Annotated in this window: 23 protein-coding genes; 17 read left to right on the plus strand and 6 right to left on the minus strand. The window is 69.4% G+C overall.

The window, feature by feature from the left end:
- Positions 1 to 87: 87 nt before the first annotated feature.
- The gene (locus ACLJQZ_RS06245; protein WP_410619123.1) at positions 88 to 726 is read right to left on the minus strand and encodes an alpha/beta fold hydrolase; all 639 of its coding nucleotides are present in this window, start codon (positions 724 to 726) and stop codon (positions 88 to 90) included.
- 10 nt (positions 727 to 736) lie between these two features.
- Positions 737 to 1,429, minus strand: coding sequence for a DUF1524 domain-containing protein (locus ACLJQZ_RS06250; protein ID WP_410619125.1), 693 nt, complete (start codon positions 1,427 to 1,429; stop codon positions 737 to 739).
- A gap of 179 nt (positions 1,430 to 1,608) precedes the next feature.
- On the opposite strand from ACLJQZ_RS06250, the gene ACLJQZ_RS06255 reads away from it, so the two are divergent.
- Positions 1,609 to 2,664 carry a tetratricopeptide repeat protein gene (locus ACLJQZ_RS06255; protein WP_247060041.1) on the plus strand — a complete coding sequence of 352 codons (1,056 nt, stop codon included), beginning with the start codon at positions 1,609 to 1,611 and terminating at the stop codon, positions 2,662 to 2,664.
- Between the two features lie 7 nt (positions 2,665 to 2,671).
- Here the strand turns inward: ACLJQZ_RS06255 and ACLJQZ_RS06260 are convergent, their stop codons facing one another.
- Genes ACLJQZ_RS06260 through ACLJQZ_RS06270 form a run of 3 tightly spaced genes read right to left on the minus strand, consistent with a single transcriptional unit; the run spans position 2,672 to position 3,706 of the window.
- The gene (locus ACLJQZ_RS06260; RefSeq protein WP_410619127.1) at positions 2,672 to 3,070 is read right to left on the minus strand and encodes an Imm1 family immunity protein; all 399 of its coding nucleotides are present in this window, start codon (positions 3,068 to 3,070) and stop codon (positions 2,672 to 2,674) included.
- Positions 3,067 to 3,324, minus strand: a complete 258-nt coding sequence (locus tag ACLJQZ_RS06265; RefSeq protein WP_410619129.1) for a DddA-like double-stranded DNA deaminase toxin — start codon at positions 3,322 to 3,324, stop codon at positions 3,067 to 3,069. Before ACLJQZ_RS06265 ends, ACLJQZ_RS06260 begins: the two co-directional genes overlap by 4 nt.
- Positions 3,224 to 3,706, minus strand: a complete 483-nt coding sequence (locus tag ACLJQZ_RS06270; RefSeq protein ID WP_410619571.1) for a hypothetical protein — start codon at positions 3,704 to 3,706, stop codon at positions 3,224 to 3,226. The genes ACLJQZ_RS06265 and ACLJQZ_RS06270 overlap by 101 nt, the downstream gene beginning before the upstream one ends.
- A 205-nt stretch (positions 3,707 to 3,911) precedes the next feature.
- Here ACLJQZ_RS06270 and ACLJQZ_RS06275 point away from each other — a divergent pair, with 205 nt between their 5' ends.
- Genes ACLJQZ_RS06275 through hypB form a run of 16 tightly spaced genes read left to right on the plus strand, consistent with a single transcriptional unit; the run spans position 3,912 to position 15,434 of the window.
- The gene (locus ACLJQZ_RS06275) at positions 3,912 to 4,532 is read left to right on the plus strand and encodes an SIS domain-containing protein (protein WP_410619131.1); all 621 of its coding nucleotides are present in this window, start codon (positions 3,912 to 3,914) and stop codon (positions 4,530 to 4,532) included.
- A complete protein-coding gene (locus ACLJQZ_RS06280) occupies positions 4,529 to 4,765 on the plus strand; it encodes a HypC/HybG/HupF family hydrogenase formation chaperone (RefSeq protein WP_326945687.1) in 237 nt (78 codons plus the stop codon). Before ACLJQZ_RS06275 ends, ACLJQZ_RS06280 begins: the two co-directional genes overlap by 4 nt.
- An 18-nt stretch (positions 4,766 to 4,783) precedes the next feature.
- A complete protein-coding gene (locus ACLJQZ_RS06285; RefSeq protein ID WP_410619133.1) occupies positions 4,784 to 5,473 on the plus strand; it encodes an SIS domain-containing protein in 690 nt (229 codons plus the stop codon).
- Positions 5,470 to 6,519 (plus strand): hydrogenase expression protein HypE, encoded by a 1,050-nt coding sequence (locus ACLJQZ_RS06290; protein ID WP_410619135.1) that lies wholly within the window; start codon positions 5,470 to 5,472, stop codon positions 6,517 to 6,519. Before ACLJQZ_RS06285 ends, ACLJQZ_RS06290 begins: the two co-directional genes overlap by 4 nt.
- A gap of 29 nt (positions 6,520 to 6,548) precedes the next feature.
- Entirely contained in the window at positions 6,549 to 8,333 is a 1,785-nt protein-coding gene (locus tag ACLJQZ_RS06295) for a nickel-dependent hydrogenase large subunit (RefSeq protein ID WP_410619137.1), read from the plus strand.
- Entirely contained in the window at positions 8,333 to 8,866 is a 534-nt protein-coding gene (locus ACLJQZ_RS06300) for a NifU family protein (protein ID WP_410619139.1), read from the plus strand. Before ACLJQZ_RS06295 ends, ACLJQZ_RS06300 begins: the two co-directional genes overlap by 1 nt.
- A complete protein-coding gene (locus ACLJQZ_RS06305; RefSeq protein ID WP_410619141.1) occupies positions 8,863 to 9,480 on the plus strand; it encodes a DUF5947 family protein in 618 nt (205 codons plus the stop codon). Before ACLJQZ_RS06300 ends, ACLJQZ_RS06305 begins: the two co-directional genes overlap by 4 nt.
- A complete protein-coding gene (locus ACLJQZ_RS06310; RefSeq protein WP_410619143.1) occupies positions 9,473 to 10,102 on the plus strand; it encodes a DUF6084 family protein in 630 nt (209 codons plus the stop codon). The genes ACLJQZ_RS06305 and ACLJQZ_RS06310 overlap by 8 nt, the downstream gene beginning before the upstream one ends.
- Positions 10,099 to 11,274, plus strand: coding sequence for a hypothetical protein (locus ACLJQZ_RS06315; RefSeq protein ID WP_410619145.1), 1,176 nt, complete (start codon positions 10,099 to 10,101; stop codon positions 11,272 to 11,274). The genes ACLJQZ_RS06310 and ACLJQZ_RS06315 overlap by 4 nt, the downstream gene beginning before the upstream one ends.
- The gene (locus ACLJQZ_RS06320; RefSeq protein ID WP_410619147.1) at positions 11,271 to 11,768 is read left to right on the plus strand and encodes a hydrogenase maturation protease; all 498 of its coding nucleotides are present in this window, start codon (positions 11,271 to 11,273) and stop codon (positions 11,766 to 11,768) included. Before ACLJQZ_RS06315 ends, ACLJQZ_RS06320 begins: the two co-directional genes overlap by 4 nt.
- A gap of 3 nt (positions 11,769 to 11,771) precedes the next feature.
- Positions 11,772 to 11,876, plus strand: coding sequence for a DUF6893 family small protein (locus tag ACLJQZ_RS06325; RefSeq protein ID WP_410619149.1), 105 nt, complete (start codon positions 11,772 to 11,774; stop codon positions 11,874 to 11,876).
- 4 nt (positions 11,877 to 11,880) lie between these two features.
- On the plus strand, positions 11,881 to 12,153 hold the full coding sequence (locus tag ACLJQZ_RS06330) for a HypC/HybG/HupF family hydrogenase formation chaperone (protein ID WP_410619151.1): 273 nt from the start codon (positions 11,881 to 11,883) through the stop codon (positions 12,151 to 12,153).
- A gap of 8 nt (positions 12,154 to 12,161) precedes the next feature.
- Positions 12,162 to 13,298, plus strand: coding sequence for a hydrogenase formation protein HypD (gene hypD, locus ACLJQZ_RS06335; RefSeq protein ID WP_410619152.1), 1,137 nt, complete (start codon positions 12,162 to 12,164; stop codon positions 13,296 to 13,298).
- Positions 13,299 to 13,323: 25 nt separating this feature from the next.
- Positions 13,324 to 14,400: a hydrogenase expression/formation protein HypE gene (hypE, locus tag ACLJQZ_RS06340; RefSeq protein WP_410619549.1), complete on the plus strand. Its 1,077-nt coding sequence runs from the start codon at positions 13,324 to 13,326 to the stop codon at positions 14,398 to 14,400.
- A complete protein-coding gene (locus ACLJQZ_RS06345; RefSeq protein ID WP_410619153.1) occupies positions 14,401 to 14,730 on the plus strand; it encodes a hydrogenase maturation nickel metallochaperone HypA in 330 nt (109 codons plus the stop codon).
- Positions 14,731 to 14,735: 5 nt separating this feature from the next.
- The gene (hypB, locus tag ACLJQZ_RS06350) at positions 14,736 to 15,434 is read left to right on the plus strand and encodes a hydrogenase nickel incorporation protein HypB (protein WP_410619154.1); all 699 of its coding nucleotides are present in this window, start codon (positions 14,736 to 14,738) and stop codon (positions 15,432 to 15,434) included.
- Here hypB and hypF read toward each other — a convergent pair.
- Positions 15,391 to 17,559, minus strand: a complete 2,169-nt coding sequence (gene hypF, locus ACLJQZ_RS06355) for a carbamoyltransferase HypF (RefSeq protein WP_410619155.1) — start codon at positions 17,557 to 17,559, stop codon at positions 15,391 to 15,393. The genes hypB and hypF overlap by 44 nt on opposite strands.
- Positions 17,560 to 17,591 lie beyond the last annotated feature (32 nt).

The raw sequence follows: 17,591 nt of genomic DNA on the forward strand, positions 1-17,591 counted from the left end.
TGGGAGGTGCGGGTTCGCCGCGCACCAGACGTTAAGTGGCCTGGACCACACAGTCAATAGGTCTAGACCTTTAAGTAACCAAAGCGACTAGAGGTAGCTCACCAGCTGCTCGGCGATGGCGGCCGGGTGGCTCAGCGGCGCGCAGTGCGGGCCGTCGACTTCGTCCGGTTCGACACCCAGCCGCGAGCGGGCCACCCGGCGCTGGAAGTCCGGCGTGAAGAACCGGTCGTCGCGGAAGAGCAGCGCCCGGGTCGGGACGTCCGGGTGGGCCGGCAGCGGCCACGGCTCGTCCCACTCCTTGCTCACCTGATCGCGCCCGTGCGCCTGGCACGCTTCGGCCAGCTCGGGCGCGACGCCGTTGAAGTACGTCTCGGCTTCGCTCAGCCCGGTCGGCGCCGCGAACCCCGTGTTGCCCCACCACTGCCCGGGCTGCTCCCCCGGCGCCGGGATCATCCCGGCCAGGTACACCAGCACCCGCGCGCGGACCTTCGCCGCGACCAGCGGCGCGGTGAAGCCGCCGTACGAATGCCCGACGACGGCGACGTCCGTGCGATCGCCCAGCGCGGCAAGCACCGTCTCGGTGAACTCCGTCAGCCCGGCCGCCGGGTCGGTGATCGGCAGGTCCGGGGTGACCGCGTCGTGGCCGCGGGCCGCGAGCTCGGGCACCAGCCGGTGGAAGTCCCAGCCGCTGCCACCGCCGCCGTGGATCAACGCGAACGTCGTCATGGCGATCAGCTCAGCAGCGGCGCAGCATGTCCGTCAAGGCGGTCTTCTCACCCTCGGTCACGGTCAGCCCGTAGAAGTGCTTCACGACGATCCAGTCGGTCGCGTAGGTGCACCAGAACGCCACGAGCGGCGGCTTCCACTGGTCGGGCGCCTTGTCGCTCTTCTGCTGGTTGAGGTTGTCGGTGACGGCGAACAGCTGCGGCCGCGTCAGGTCGTTGGCGAACTGGCCGCGCTTCTCGGTCGTCCACGCCTTCGCGCCGCTCGCCCAGGCCTGGCCGAGCGGGACCATGTGGTCGATGTCGAGGTCGGTCGGCTTCGTCCACGTCTCGCTGTCGTAGACGCTCGTCCAGGTACCGGACGTCGCCCGGCACTCCTTGTCGGTCTTGACGTCCTTGCCGTCGCGCTTCAGCACGACTTCCCGCGTGTCACAGCTCGACCCCTGGCTCGCCCAGTGCGGGAACTTCTCACGGGAGTAGCCGTCCATGGACGTCCGCGCCGCGACGGTCAGCTCGCCGAGCTGCTTCTGCGCGTCGGCGGCGTTGACCGGGACGGGCCCGGAGGGGGCAGCGGAAGATGTCGACGGAGCGGCCGGGGTCGCGCCCGCGCCTCTCGTCGCCCAGTAGCCGAAGAGGGCGATCGCGAGGATCGCGACTACCAGCAGGGTTCGCTGCGTCACGCTGAGCCGAAAGCCGCGGGCCGCCAAGATTTTCTCCTCTCACCCAGGGGTGCGCGCGGCGTAGTCTTCCTGCTGTCGACGTGGGAAAACCGCGTCGACACGACCGCCTGGCGCGAATGTGATCTCGCCCACCCCTAGCTGAGATGTCACATCGGGCCCATGAACTGCGACTACCGGAGCAAGGACCAGCCGGAGGGAGCAGGCCGATGCCCGGTCGGCTAAAGAAGTGGAACTCGAGCTTCGACGACTACGTGCAGCGCAAGGCCGCCGAAGGCGGCAACGTCGTCGCCATGGCCCGGATGGGTGCGGCGATGCGCGAGCGCGGGGAGCTCATCGAGGCCGAGTCGTGGTACCGCAGGGCCGCCATGGGCGGTGACCGGACGTCGATGACGGCGCTGGCGCACCTGCTCAACGAGCGCGGCCTCCTGGAGGAGGCCGAGCGCTGGTGGCACGAGGCGGCGCTGGCCGGCGACCCGCACGGGATGCTGAACCTCGCCCGCTCCTACGAACGGCGGGGCAAGCGCGACGACGCCCAGCACTGGTTCGGCGCGGCCGCGCGCACCGGCGACCTGTCCTCGATGGCCGCGCTGGGGCACCTGCTGCGCGAACAGGGGAAGACCGAAGAGGCCGAGTCGTGGCTGCGGCAGGCCTCCGACGCGGGCTACACCGGCGCGATGATCGACCTGGGCATCCTGCTGCGCGACCGCGGCCAGGCGGCGGAGGCCGCCCGGTGGTGGCGCGCGGCCGTGCTGGCCGGCGACCTCGGGGGCGCGTGCCAGCTGGGCAGGCAGGCCGAGCGGCTGGGCCGGCCCAGCGACGCCGAGACCTGGTACCGGCAGGGCGCGACCGGCGGCAACGTCGAGGCGATCGTCCGGCTCGGGCTGCTGCTGCACCGCCGCGGCGACCTCGAAGAGGCCGAGAACTGGTACCTCGACGCCGCCGAGCGCGGCGACCCGGCCGCGATGACCAACCTCGGCGTCCTGGCCCGCAACCGCGGCGACGAGGGCGAGGCCGCCGCTTGGTACCGCAAGGCCGCCGAGCACGGCAGCGTCCCGGCCCTGACCAACCTCGGGCACCTCGCCGAGCACCGCGAAGACCTCTCGGAAGCCGAGCAGTGGTTCCGCCGCGCGGCCGAAACGGGAGACGTCCAGGGCATGCTCAGCCTGGCCCGGATGCTCCGGTCACGAGGGGCCGCCCATGAGGCCGAACTCTGGCTGGCCCGGGCGGAGCACGCCCAGGGCGACCACGAGCACCAACACTGATGCCGGACTACTCCTCAGCCCACGCGACGCCCGCCGGACGCGCACCACCCGAGGCAAGGAAAGCGAACGCCGCGCTCCGGACGTCCTTGTCCGGCAGCTCGGCGTCATCGGGGAACTCGAACTCGCCGGTGGCGAGGTAGTAAATGACCTCGCCCCACTCCGGCAGCGAAAATTCCCCACCCGAGCTGCAAAACGCCTGATCGGCATCCGCGTAGCGGAGGATCCCGCGGTCACCGTGGAGTCCCACCATCAGGTTGGGCTTCGTCTTGTCACCGTCCACCCACAGCTGGACGATCTGCGGCCCCTCCAGCGCCGCGACCGCATCCAGCGCCGCGGCCAGTTCGGCAGCGGTCGCCACCACGGCCGGGCGGTCCGTGTGCCCGGCGTAGTACGCCTCGAGTATCACCTGGATCTCCCCGTATAACGCTTGAAGAATCTCTCACCGTCCCCCGATTCGCCGTAGACGCTCAGGCTGAACCCATTCGGCAAGATGTTCTCCAGCTCCTCGTCACAGCCGCCCTTACCGGGGCACGGAACGTGATTCAGGGTAACCGTGACATCACGAACCCCGGTCTTCGCCATCCGGACCGCGAGCTTGGCCTCGACGTGTGATGCGATCGCGTACGGCGGCAAGCCGATCTTGCGAAAATATGCCTGCACCTCGGCGAAACTTGTCCCCTTTGCCGACCCGCACGGGCGGCGGCAACTCGGCGCGGGACGCCGTGACCGTCGCCGGCTCGACGGGCGGTTTCGCCGGAATGGGTGCGACGACCGGCGGCCCGGTCAGATCCACACGATATGCGGCCAAATTTCGCGAAACCGCGCCGAGCCGAGCGGACAGGGCGGTAATGCCTCCACGGGCTTCGACAGCGAATGCCTGGGCTTGTTTCGCCGACGGCGCCCTCGCTCCCTGCGTCGCCTTCGCGAGATCCGTCGCCGCCTCGTCAAGGCGGGCACCGGCCTTCGCCATCGCCGCGACCGCGCGTCCGATCCGTTCCACGGCCACGTCGAGTTCGGCTGCGAATTTCTCGACGTCGGACACCCCGGCCTCCCCGCCTCGGTCCCTCGAGATTGGCACGCATACCTGCTGGCAGGGGAGGGCATGCACCCGGGCGGAGCAGGCTCGAAACGACCACGAGCACCAGCACGGACCACGAATCACCCGAGTAGATCTATTGTGTGATCCAACTCACACCTCTAGCCTGGGGAAGCTCCCACCACCGAGCAGCTCCCGAGGAAGTGCCGCGATGCCGTGGTCACCGAATCACCCCGACTCCGTCGACGCGCTGTTCGCGCGCCGCGAGGCGCCGGTCCTCGCGCTGGCCGACGACGCGCGGAAGGTCGCGCTGGCGTGCCACGGCATGGCCCGGCGCTTCCACCGCGGCGGCAAGCTCGTCGTCTTCGGGAACGGCGGCCCGAGCACGGACGCCCAGCACGTGGCCGTGGAGTTCGTGCACCCGGTGATCGTCGGCAAGCGCGCGCTGCCGGCCGTCTCGCTGACCGCCGACGTCGCGACGGTCACCGGCGTCGCCAGCCGCGCCGGGCTCGACGACGTCTTCGCCCACCAGCTGCGGATCCTCGGCGAACCGGCCGACATCGCGCTGGGCATCTCCACCGACGGCGAGTGCGGCAACGTCAAACGCGCCCTCGAGACGGCCCGTGACCTCGGCATGCTCACCGTCGCCCTGACCGGTGGTAACGGCGGCGCGATTACCGCGACTACTGGGCTGGACCACGTCTTCATCGCTCACTCGGACGACCCGCGCGTAGTCAAGGAGGTACACGTGACGACCTACCACGTCCTGTGGGAGCTCGTGCACGTCTTCTTCGAACAACCGGGCGTGCTCACCCCGGAGGTGGCGTCATGAGCGCTAGTGACGCCGACAGAGCGGCTACCCCCGTCTGCCACGACGGGGTGTGCATCACCTGCTCGGACACCGCGGTCGAAGTGACCGTAGTCGAACTCCTGGACCTCGGGTTCGCAGTCGTGGAAACCGGCTCCGGCCGGGAAGAGGTGAGCGTGGCACTGGTTTCGGCCGGCGTCGGCGACCGAATCCTGGTGCACGCCGGGGAAGCCATCGCTCGCCTGGAGAATTCCTAGCCGAGGAGTTGACGCGCCATGTCGCGGGAACACACCCCCGTGGGCGCGGACGGTCTCGAAGCGCTGTACCCGTTCCTCTACGCGGGTGCCGGTGATGTCGACGCCGTCCTCGATCAGGTCGAAAAGTCCACTGTGGACAAGGTGCACGAGATCGTCGCGCTGCGCGCCCAGGTGCTGGCGGCCGATCGCGAGCGCCTGTTCGCCTGCGTGCAGGACGTCGCGCGCGCGTTCGCCGGCGGCGGCCGGCTGCTCGCGTTCGGCAACGGTGGCAGCTCGACCGACGCGCAGGACCTCGCCAGCCTGTTCCTGAGCCCGGCGGGTGCGGCGAAACCGTTGCCCGCGTTCGGGTTGACGAACGACATCGCGGTGGTGACCGCCCTTTCCAACGACATCGGGTTCGACGTCGTGTTCGCCCGGCAGCTGGCCGCGTTCGGCCGGGCCGGCGACATCGCGGTGGGCCTGTCCACCAGCGGGAACTCCGCGAACCTGTTGCGCGCCTTCGACGAGGCCGCCCGGCGCGGCATGGTGACGGTCGGCATCGCCGGCTACGACGGCGGGAAGATGGCCGAGCTGGACAGCATCGACCACCTCTTCGTCGTCCCGTCGCCATCCGTGCACCGCATCCAGGAAGCCCAGACGACCCTTTACCACGCGCTGTGGGAACTGACCCTCGGCGCGCTCGACGACTTCGGGGTTGATCAGCCGTGACGCATGCCCAGCAAGAAGAGCAGCCCATCCACATCCTCTGGATCAACGCCGGCCTGTCGTGCGACGGCGACTCCGTCGCGCTGACCGCCGCGACGCAACCGAGCATCGAGGAGATCGTCCTCGGCGCGTTGCCCGGCCTGCCGAAGATCGCGGTCCACTGGCCGTTGATCGACTTCGAGTGCGGCCCCGACAAGGGGGCCGACACGTTCATCGAGTGGTTCTACAAAGCGGACCGCGGTGAGCTCGAGCCGTTCGTGCTGGTCATCGAGGGGTCGATCCCGAACGAGGCGATCAAGGAAGAGGGCTACTGGTGCGGCTTCGGGAACAACCCCGAGACCGGCCAGCCGATGACGACCAGCGAGTGGCTGGATCGCCTGGCCCCCAAGGCGCTGGCGGTAATGGCCGTCGGTACCTGCGCCACCTACGGCGGCATCCACGCGATGGAGGGCAACCCGACCGGCGCCATGGGCGTGCCCGACTACCTGGGCTGGGACTGGCGCTCCGGCGCCGGCATCCCGATCGTCTGCGTGCCCGGCTGCCCGACCCACCCGGACAACCTGTCCGAGACGATCGTCTACCTGCTGTACCAGGCGGCCGGCCAGGCGCCGATGATCCCGCTCGACGACCACCTGCGGCCGCAGTGGCTCTTCGGCGCGACCGTGCACGAGGGCTGCGACCGCGGCGGCTACTACGAGCAGGGCGAGTTCGCCGACGAGTACGGCTCCCCGAAGTGCCTGGTCAAGCTGGGTTGCTGGGGCCCGGTCGTGAAGTGCAACGTGCCCAAGCGCGGCTGGATCAACGGCGTCGGCGGCTGCCCGAACGTCGGTGGCATCTGCATCGGCTGCACCATGCCCGGCTTCCCGGACAAGTTCATGCCGTTCATGGACGAGCCCCCGGGCGCGCACGTGTCGTCGCTGGCCAGCGGCGCGTACGGCTCGGTGATCCGGCGGCTGCGGAAGATCACCGAACGCAAGATCGACAACGAGCCCAAGTGGCGGCACAAGGGAAAGAAGCTCGACACCGGCTACAAGTCGTCTTGGCGCTGAAAGGGCTGTAACACTTCAAGGGAGTGGACATGACAGACAAGGGCGTCAGCACCAAGGGCCGGACCGACCTCGTCGAGATGGCGTGGGACCCGATCACCCGGATCGTCGGCAGCCTCGGGATCTACACGAAGATCGACTGGGCGGCCAAGCGCGTCGTCGAGTGCCACAGCACGTCGTCGGTCTTCCGCGGCTACAGCATCTTCATGAAGGGCAAGGACCCGCGCGACGCGCACTTCATCACCAGCCGGATCTGCGGGATCTGCGGCGACAACCACGCGACGTGCTCGGTCTACGCGCAGAACATGGCCTACGGCGTCCGCCCGCCGCACCTGGGCGAGTGGATCCTCAACCTCGGCGAGGCCGCCGAGTACATGTTCGACCACAACATCTTCCAGGAGAACCTGGTCGGGGTCGACTACTGCGAGAAGATGGTCGCCGAGACGAACCCCGGCGTCCTGGAGCAGGCCAACCGCACCGAAGCGCCGCACGCGCGTGACCACGGCTTCAAGACCATCGGCGACATCATGCGCTCGCTGAACCCGCTGGAGGGCGAGTTCTACCGGGAGGCCCTGCAGGTCTCCCGAAGCACGCGCGAGATGTTCTGCCTGATGGAGGGCCGGCACGTCCACCCGTCGACGCTGTACCCGGGCGGCGTCGGCACGGTCGCCACCGTGCAGCTGTTCACCGACTACCTGACCCGGCTGATGCGCTACGTCGAGTTCATGAAGCGCTGCCTGCCGATGCACGACGACCTGTTCGACTTCTTCTACGAAGCCATCCCCGGCTACGAAGAGGTCGGCCGACGCCGGGTCCTGCTCGGCTGCTGGGGCAGCCTGAACAACCCGGAGTACTGCGACTTCAGCTACGAGAACATGGAGTCCTGGGGCCGGAAGATGTACGTGACGCCGGGGATCGTCGTCGACGGCAAGCTCGTCACCACCAGCCTGCTCGACATCAACCTCGGCATCCGGATCCTGCTCGGCAGCTCGTTCTACGAGGACTGGGCCGACCAGCCGATGTTCGTCACGCAGGACCCGCTCGGCAACCCCGTCGACCAGCGCCACCCGTGGAACCAGCACACCATCCCGCGCCCGGCCAAGCGCGACTTCGACAGCAAGTACTCCTGGACGATGTCGCCGCGCTGGTTCGACGGCAAGGACCACCTGGCCCTCGACACCGGCGGCGGCCCGATCGCGCGCCTGTGGGTGACGGCGCTCGCCGGGCTCGTCGACACGCCGTACGTCAAGTCGACCGGGCACAGCGTGACGATCAACCTGCCGCGCACGGCGACCAAGCCGGAGGTCAGCTTCGAGTGGAAGATCCCGCAGTGGAGCAACGCGCTCGAGCGCAACCGCGCGCGGACGTACTTCCAGGCCTACTCGGCCGCGATGGCGCTGCACTTCGCCGAGCAGGCGCTGGGTGAGGTCCGCAAGGGCAACACGAAGACGTGGGAGCCGTTCAAGGTCCCGGACGAGGGCGTGAGCTGCGGCTTCACCGAGGCGGTGCGCGGCGTGCTGTCGCACCACATGGTGATCAAGGGCGGCAAGATCGCGAACTACCACCCGTACCCGCCGACGCCGTGGAACGGCAGCGTCCGCGACAGCTTCGGCACGCCGGGGCCGTACGAGGACGCCGTGCAGAACACGCCGATCTTCGAGGAGAACACGCAGGAGAACTTCAAGGGCATCGACATCATGCGCGCGGTCCGCAGCTTCGACCCGTGCCTGCCCTGCGGCGTCCACATGTACACCGGCAAGGGCAAGGTCGTCGAACGGCTGCACACCCCGCACGCGTTCGGCGGGGAGATCGCCTGATGACCGACGTCGGCCAGGTCGGGGAACGGATCGAGCGGCTGCTGGGCGAGTTCTCCGGCCCGGACGCCGAAGTCGCCGAGGACCTCGTCCACACACTGCTCGAGTTCTACGGCGCGGGGCTGGAACGGATCGTGGAGATCGTCGACCGTCCCCTGCTGGACCGGCTGGCCGAGGACGACCACGTCCGGGGCCTGCTCGTCCTGCACGACCTGCACCCGAAGACCACGCACGAGCGCGTCGCCGAGGCGCTCGACAAGGTCCGGCCCTACCTGGGCTCGCACGCCGGCGACGTCGAGCTGATCGGGATCGACGCCGACGGCGTGCTCAGCCTGCAGCTGCAGGGCACCTGCGACGGCTGCCCGTCGTCGACCGTCACCGCGAAGTACGCCATCGAGAAGGTGGTGCGGGAGGCGGCGCCGGAGATCTCCGACGTCCACGTCGCCGGCGTGGTGCCCGAGCAGACCGGCCCGGGCGGACGTCCCCTGCTGCCGCTGGAAGCGCTCGAGTGCCCGGTCCCCGCGGAGCCGGTATGACGGGCGGACTGCGCAGGTTCCGCAACCCCGTCCAGCGGACGGCGCCCGGCGAGCGGTGCGAGCTGTGCGCCGAGCCGATCGGCGCGGAGCACGGGCACGTCATCGACCTGGAGTCCCGGGCGATCATGTGCGCTTGCCGGGGCTGCTACCTGCTCTTCACCCACCGCGGCGCGGGCGGGAAGCGGCACCGCGCGGTGCCGCAGCGGTTCCGGCACGCGCCGCGGTTCGCCCCCGGCGCCGCGTTGTGGGAGACGGCGGGGATCCCGGTGAAGACGGCGTTCCTGTTCCGCAACTCGGTGCAGGACCGGACGGTCGCGTTCTACCCGAGCCCGGCGGGGGCGACCGAGTCGCTCCTGCCGCTCGGCACCTGGGACGAGCTGCTGGCCGACACCCCGGCGTTCGCCGACGTCGCCGAGGACGTCGAAGCGTTGCTGCTGAACCAGCTCGACCTGGGTTTCGAGTGCTTCCTGGTGCCGATCGACGTCTGTTACGAGCTGGTCGGCATCGTGCGGACGACGTGGCGCGGCTTCGACGGCGGCACCGAGGCGCACGAGGCCATCGACGGTTTCTTCGCGAGTCTGCGGGAACGCAGTGAGGTCGTGGCGGATGGCTGAGCTGACCTTCGACTGCGTCGACGTCCAGCCGCTGAAGTACGCGGCGTCGCCGACACTGGCGTTCAAGCTGCGGATCAGCGAACTGTCCGGGCAGCCGATCCACGCGATGGTGCTGCGCGTCCAGATCCGCATCGAGCCGCAGCGGCGCCGCTACGCCGACGACGAGTCGGAGCTGCTCACCCACCTCTTCGGCGACCGCTCCCGGTGGGGCGAAACGCTGAAGCCGTTCCAGTTCACGACGGTGTCGGTGGCGGTGCCCGGCTTCACCGGCGCCACCGAGATCGACGCCGAGGTCCCGTGCACCTACGACCTGGAAGTGGCGGCCGGCAAGTACTTCCACGCACTGACCGAGGGTGTCGTGCCGATGGTGCTGCTGTTCAGCGGCACGGTCTTCGGCAAGGGCGGCCCCGGGTTCTGGGTGGAGCAGGTGCCGTGGCACGCCCAGGCCGAGTACCGGATGCCGGTGAAGGTGTGGGACGAGCTGGTCGAGCGCTACTTCCCGAACGTCGCGTGGATCAAGCTGCCCAAGGAGACGGTGGACGCGCTGCTCAAGTACAAGGCGCGGCACGCCATCCCGACCTGGGAAGCGGCGATGGAACGACTGCTGCCTGGTGAGCCGTGAACGTCCTCGAACAGGCCCGCGCGGTCGGTGACGCCGTCCTCTACGAGGGCTACCTGCTCTACCCGTACCGCGCGTCGGCCGGGAAGAACAAGGTGCGCTGGCAGTGGGGCGTGCTGATGCCGCCGTCGTACGCCTCGGCCGACATCGGCGAGCACGCGTCGGCGCGCGTCGAGTGCCTGCTGGAACCGCCGGCGCACACGATCCTGCACGTCAAGCTGCGGTTTCTGCAGGCGCGGACGCGGGTCACCCCCGACAGCACGTGGGACGAAGCCGTCGAGCACGAGATCGACTTCGAGCTGCCGCTTTCGGAGCTCCCGGTCGAGACGCCGTTCCAGGTGCCCGGTGACGTGCCGGGCTCGAACGAGCTGTCCGGCACCCTCACCGCCCGGGCCGACCCGCTCGACGGGCCGTTCGGCGGCACCCGGCTGCACGTCGAGCTGCGCAACACGACGTCGTGGCCCTCCGACGGCGTCCGCGAGCACGCTCTCCGGCACGCGCTGCTCGCCGCCCACCTCGTGCTCAGCGTCGACACCGGGCACTTCCTGTCGATGCTGGACCCGCCGGAGTGGGCGAAACCCGCCGTCGAAGCCTGCCGGCAGGAACGGCTCTGGCCGGTGCTGATCGGCGACACGTCGCGCAGCACGGTGGTGCTCGCGTCGCCGATCATCCTCTACGACGACCCGGCGATCGCGCCGGAAAGCCCGGGTGACCTGTTCGACGGCACCGAGATCGACGAGATCCTCACGCTGCGCACGATGACGCTGACCGAAGAGGAGAAACGCGAGGCCCGGGCCACCGACCCGCGCGCGGCGGCGATCGTCGACCGGGTCGACGCGATGCCGCCGGAGCTGCTCGAACGGCTGCACGGCGCCGTCCGGTCCGTGCGGCCGGCCACCAGGGAGCCCGAGCCCGAGACGGTGACCGTCGCGGGCGTCGACGTCACCGCCGGGTCGAAGGTGCGGCTGCGGCCGAACCTGCGCGGGACCGACGCCCAGGACATGTTCCTCGCCGGGCTGACCGCCACGGTCCGGAACGTGCTGTCCGATGTGGACGGTGTCCGGTACGTCGCCGTCACCCTCGACGACGACCCGGCCGCCGACCTGCAGACCACGCACGGCCGGTTCCGGTACTTCTCCCCCGACGAGATCGAGCCATTGGAGGTCGCGGAATGAGGCCACGAGTGCTGGTGGCGGGCATCGGCAACATCTTCCTGAGCGACGACGGCTTCGGCGTCGAGGTGATCAAGGAGCTGGAAGGCACCGAACTGCCGGAGTGGGTGCAGATCGCCGACTACGGCATCGCGGGCATGCACCTGGCCTACGACCTGCTGGGCGGCTACGACACGACCATCCTGCTCGACGCCACCCCGCACGGAAAGCCGCCCGGCACGCTCTCGCTCATCGAAGCCGACGTCGACGACCTGGCGGCATCGGCCTCGATCGACGCCCACGGCATGCAGCCCGAGGCGGTGTTCCGGCTGCTGCGGCTGCTCGGCGGCGACGCCGGGCGGGTGCTGATCGTCGGCTGCGAACCCGCGTGCCTCGAGGAAGGCATCGGGCTGTCGCCGGAGGTCGAGGCGGCGGTGCCGGCCGCGGTCCGCGCCGTCACGGAACTCGCCTGGGGCACCAGTCCAACCCTGCCCGCCAAGGAGACCACGGAGGTCTGACGCATGAAACGTCTGTTGTTGCTGCTCGTGCTGATCGGCGGGGCGGCCTTCGTCGTCAAGCTGGTCGAGCCCGACGTCCGGCGGTACCTCGAGATGAGCCGGATGTAGCGCCGTGTGCCTCGGGATTCCGGGCGAAATCATCGAGATCAGCGAGGATCGACCGGACCTCGCGAAAGTCTCGGTCAGCGGCGTCAAGCGGCTCATCAACATCGGCCTGCTCGACGACGACCCGCCGCAGCCGGGCGACTGGATCCTCATCCACGTCGGCTTCGCACTGTCCAAAATAGACGAAGCGGAGGCCGCGGCCGCGCTGGACTTCCTCGAAAGCATCGGCAAGGCGTACGAGGACGAAATGGCCGCGCTGCTCGAATCCCAGATCGAATAGGAGTCGTCATGCGTTTCGTCGACGAGTTCCGCGACGCGGAGAAGGCGCGGGCGCTGTCCGCGAGGATCACGTCGCTGTGCGAGCCGGGCCGCCAGTACAAGTTCATGGAGGTCTGCGGCGGGCACACGCACACCATCTACAAGCACGGCCTGGAGGACTACCTGCCCGAGAGCGTCACGCTGGTGCACGGGCCCGGCTGTCCGGTGTGCGTGATCCCGATGGGGCGCGTCGACGACGCCATCCACATCGCGCGGCAGCCCGGCGTGCTCATGACGTCGTTCGGCGACATGATGCGCGTGCCCGGCTCCGGCGGGAACTTCTTCGACTCGAACGCCGAGGACACGTTCATCCGGATGGTGTACTCGCCGCTGGACTCGCTGAAGATCGCCCGGCAGAACCCGGACCTGCGGGTCGTGTTCATGGCCATCGGCTTCGAGACGACCACGCCGTCCACCGCGATGACGCTGCTGCGCGCGGCCGCCGAGGGCATCGAGAACTTCTCGGTCTTCGCCAACCACGTCACGATCATCCCGGCGATCAAGGCCATCCTCGACTCCCCCGACCTGCGGCTCGACGGCTTCATCGGCCCGGGTCACGTCTCGACGGTGATCGGCTGCCGGCCGTACGAGTTCATCGCGCGCGACTACGGCAAGCCCGTGGTCGTCGCCGGCTTCGAGCCGCTGGACATCCTGCAGTCGATCTACATGCTGATGGTGCAGCTGTCGGAGAAGCGGTCCGAGGTCGAGAACCAGTACTCGCGCGTGGTGCCGTGGAACGGGAACATGGTCGCGCTGAAGGCGATCAACGAGGTCATGGAGCTGCGGCCGTACTTCGAGTGGCGCGGCCTCGGGTTCATCTCGCACTCGGCGATGGCTGTCCGCGAGAAGTACGCGTCCTTCGACGCCGAGCGGATCTTCGAGATCCCCGGCCTGCGCGTCGCCGACCCGAAGGCGTGCCAGTGCGGCGAGGTGCTCAAGGGTGTGCTGAAACCGTGGGAGTGCAAGGTGTTCGGCACCGCGTGTACCCCGGAGACGCCGATCGGGACGTGCATGGTCTCGCCCGAAGGCGCCTGCGCGGCATACTACAACTTCGGGCGGTTCAGCCGCACGCGCGTCCGGGAGGCGAGCCGGCATGAGCACGTCTGAGCGGCGCTCGACGATCCCGGTGCCGATGACGACGTCCGACCGCGAGCAGCAGGTGCTCGACCGGATCGACCGCGCCCGCCGCCGGCGCGCGAAGGTCCGCGAAGAGCGCATCACGCTGTCGCACGGCGCGGGCGGCAAGGCGACGCAGACGCTGATCGAGGCCGTCTTCCTCGACGCGTTCCGCAACCCGCTGCTGGAGCCCCTGGAAGACGCGGCGACGCTGACCATCGGCGACGCCCGTTTGGCCCTGACCACGGACTCCTACGTCGTCTCGCCGCTGTTCTTCCCCGGCGGCAACATCGGTGACCTGGCGATCAACGGCACGGTGAACGACCTGGCCGTGTCCGGCGCGCGGCCGCTGTACCTGACCGCGGGGTTCATCCTCGAAGAAGGTTTCCCGGTCGAGGACCTGCTGAAGATCGTCGAGTCGATGAAGGCGGCGGCCGCCGCGGCGGGCGTCCAGATCGTCACCGGTGACACGAAGGTCGTCCAGCGCGGGAAGGCCGACGGCGTGTACATCAACACAGCGGGGGTCGGGGTGCTCACGCGCACCGGCCTCGGGGTGGCCACCGTGAGGCCCGGAGACGCCGTCCTCGTCTCCGGGCCGATCGGCGACCACGGCGTCACGATCATGCTGGCCCGCGGCGAGCTCGACATCGACGCCGACCTGGAGTCCGACACCGCGCCGGTGCACGACCTCGTCGCCGGCCTGCTGGCCGCGGTGCCGGGCGTGCGTGCGATGCGGGACGCGACCCGCGGCGGCGTCGCGACGATCCTCAACGAGATCGCCAAGGCGGCCGACGTCGCGGTGGTCGTCGACGAGAAGGCCGTCCCGGTCCGCACCGAGGTGCGCGGCGCGTCCGAGCTGCTCGGCATCGACCCGCTGTACGTCGCGTGCGAAGGCCGGATCGTGGTCGTCGTCGACGGCGCGCAGGCGTCGGACGCGCTGGCGGCGTTGCGCGCCCACCCGCTGGGCGCGGACGCGGCGATCATCGGCCGCGTCGCCGACGACCCGCCGGGCCTGGTGCTGCTGAACACCGCGTTCGGCGGCACCCGGATCGTGGACCTGCTGGTCGGGGACCCGCTGCCGAGGATCTGCTGAATGCACGAAATGTCGATCACGCAGTCGGTCGTCGACGCGATCGTCGCCAAGCTGGGCGACGCGACGGTGACCGGCGTGCGGCTGGAGATCGGGCGGCTGTCCGGCGTGGTGCCGGACAGCGTCCGCTTCTGCTTCGACGTCCTGTGCAGCGGGACGTCGCTCGACGGCGCCCGGCTGGACATCGACGAGCCGTCCGGGCGGGCGCGCTGCCGCGACTGCGGCGCCGAGTTCACCCTGGACGACTTCATCCTGCTCTGCCCGTGCACCAGCGCGAACGTCGAAGTGCTGGCCGGGCGCGAACTGCGCATCACATCGGTAGAGGTGGTCTGATCATCATGTGCGACACCTGCGGCTGTTCCGACACCACTGACGTCCGCATCACCGACCAGAGCCACACGGTGGTGCTGGAGCAGGACATCCTGGCGAAGAACGACGACCTCGCGGCCCACAACCGCACGCACCTGCAGGCGTCGGACGTCTTCGCGATCAACCTGATGAGTTCGCCGGGCGCCGGGAAGACGACGCTGCTGGAGCGCACCATCTCCGTTCTGGACACGCCGTGCGCGGTGGTCGAAGGCGATCAGGAGACGTTGCTCGACGCCGAGCGCATCAAGGCCACGGGCGCGCCGGTCGTCCAGATCAACACCGGCGCCGGCTGCCACCTGGACGCATCGATGCTGCACCGGGCGCTGCACTCGCTGTCGCCCGCGCGGGGCTCGATGCTGTTCATCGAGAACGTCGGCAACCTGGTCTGCCCGGCGTTGTTCGACCTCGGCGAGGCGGCGCGCGTGGTGATCCTCTCGGTGACCGAGGGGCCGGGCAAGCCGCTGAAGTACCCGCACATGTTCGCCGCGACGGACCTGGTGCTGCTGAACAAGGTCGACCTGCTGCCGTACGTCGACTTCGACGTCGACGAGTTCATCGAGGACACCCGCCGCGTGAACCCCACGGCCGCTGTCCTCCAGGTCAGCGCCACCCGCGGCGACGGCCTCACCGAGTGGTACGACTGGCTACGGCGACCTGGCCGAGGCTGATCCCGCCGTCGTTGGCCGGCACGCGCCGGTGGGTCAGCACGCGAAAGCCCTTCTGTTCCAGCTGTTCCACGGTCCGATCGAGCAGCAGGACGTTCTGGAACACACCACCGGACAACGCGACCGTGGTGCTGTGCTCGCGGAAGCGGTCGCAGGTCCGGGCGATGACGTCGGCGACGCCGTTGTGGAACCGCGCGGCCCTCGCCGCCTTGGAGCCGGAGTCGTCCAGCAGGGCGGCGATGAGGTCTTCACCGTGGACGACGTCGTCGATGCGCGCCCGGTAGGCGGTCGTTTCGGTCGGATCGGCCAGCTGTTCCAGCTCGATGGCGGCTTGGCCTTCGTAGTTGACCTGGTCCCGGACGCCGAGCAGCGCGGCGGCGGCGTCGAAGAGGCGTCCGGCACTGGACGTCAGCGGTGAGTTGACGCCGCTGCGGATGAGCTGCACGACGTCGTCCCGCGCCGGCCGCCCGAGCGCGTCCACATAGGACGCGGCCATCCGCCAGGGCTGCCGGATGGCTTGTGCGCCACCGGGCATCCGCACCGATCGGAGGTGCGTCAGGCGCTGGTAGCTGCTCAGATCGGCGAGGAGGAACTCGCCGCCCCAGATGGTGCCGTCGGGCCCGAACCCGGTCCCGTCGAAGGCGACGCCGAGCACCGGCCCGTCTTCGCCGTTGTCGGCCAGGCAGGAGGCGATGTGGGCGTGGTGGTGCTGGACGCCCAGCAGCTCGACGTCCTGTTCGAGCGCGTACTTCGTGGACAGGTACTCGGGGTGCAGATCGTGCGCGACGAGCACGGGATCGACGGCGAAGAGCCGTTCGAAGTGGGTGATGCCCTCGGTGAAGGACTTGAGCGTCTCGTAGTTCTCGAGGTCGCCGATGTGGTGCGAGAGAAACGCGTGCCGCCCCTTGGCGAGGCAGAAGGTGTTCTTGAGTTCGGCGCCACAGCCGAGGAGGTGCTGCTTCGCGGGCCGTTTGAGGGTGACCGGCTCCGGCGCGTAACCGCGCGAACGCCGTTGCAGCTGTTCCCGGTTCCGCACTATCCGCACCACGGAGTCGTCGGTGCGGATGTGAATGGGCCGGTCGTGGAGGAGAAAGGCATCGGCGATTTTATCGAGCCGCTTGAGTTCTTCATCCCGGTAGACGATGGGCTCGTCGGAGACGTTGGCGCTGGTCAGCACGATCGGCCCGGTCCGCTCCAGGAGCAGGTGGTGCAGCGGGGTGTAGGGCAGCATGACCCCGATCCGCCGGTTCCCCGGCGCGACGGCGTCCGCCAGACCGCCCTTGGTCGGCAGCAGCACGACAGGCCGTCGCCTACTGATCAGGGCCGTTTCCGCGGCCGCCCCCACCTCGGCGAGTTCCCTGGCCTGGTCGAGGTCGGCAACCATGACGGCAAAGGGCTTGTCCTCCCGATGTTTCCTCGCACGCAGGTGCCCGGCCGCCGCTTCATGCCGAGCCCCGACGGCGAGGTGATAGCCCCCAAGCCCCTTCACGGCCAGAACGGCACCTTGCGCCAGCGCCTCGGCGGCGCTTCGGATGGGTTCCCCACCGCCAGGCTCGAACCGCAGGGTGGGCCCGCAGGCGGGACAGCACACGGGCTGGGCGTGAAACCGCCGGTCGCCGGGGTCTTCGTATTCCTGTTTGCACTCGGCGCACATCGCGAACCCGGCCATGGTGGTGCGCGGCCGGTCGTAGGGCACCCCCTGGACGATGGTGAACCGCGGCCCGCAGTTGGTGCAGTTGACGAAGGGGTACCGGTACCGCCGGTCGGCCGGATCCCGCATCTCGCGCAGGCAGTCGGCACAGGTAGCGGAGTCCGCGGAGATCAACGTGTCGGCGCCGCCGCCGTCCGGGCTGGCGACGATCGCGAAACCCGTTCCCTCGATCGAGTGAATCTCGCGCACCTGGACGTCGTCGACGACGGCCAGCGGCGGTGCTTGGCTCCGCAGCGCGGCCACGAACGCCTCGACGTCCCGCTGCTCCCCTTCGGCCTCGGCGAACACGCCGTGGACGTCGTTCCCGACGAAGCCGTCGAGCCCGAATCGCCGCGCGACCTGGTGAACGAAGGGCCGGAACCCGACGCCCTGCACCACGCCTTCGACCCTGACGGCCACCCGCACGCGCCGGCCCATCCACCGAGTGTCCGCTCGGCGACAGGCGTCGT

The organism is Amycolatopsis sp. cmx-8-4 (genome assembly GCF_046548675.1).
Taxonomy (GTDB): domain Bacteria; phylum Actinomycetota; class Actinomycetes; order Mycobacteriales; family Pseudonocardiaceae; genus Amycolatopsis.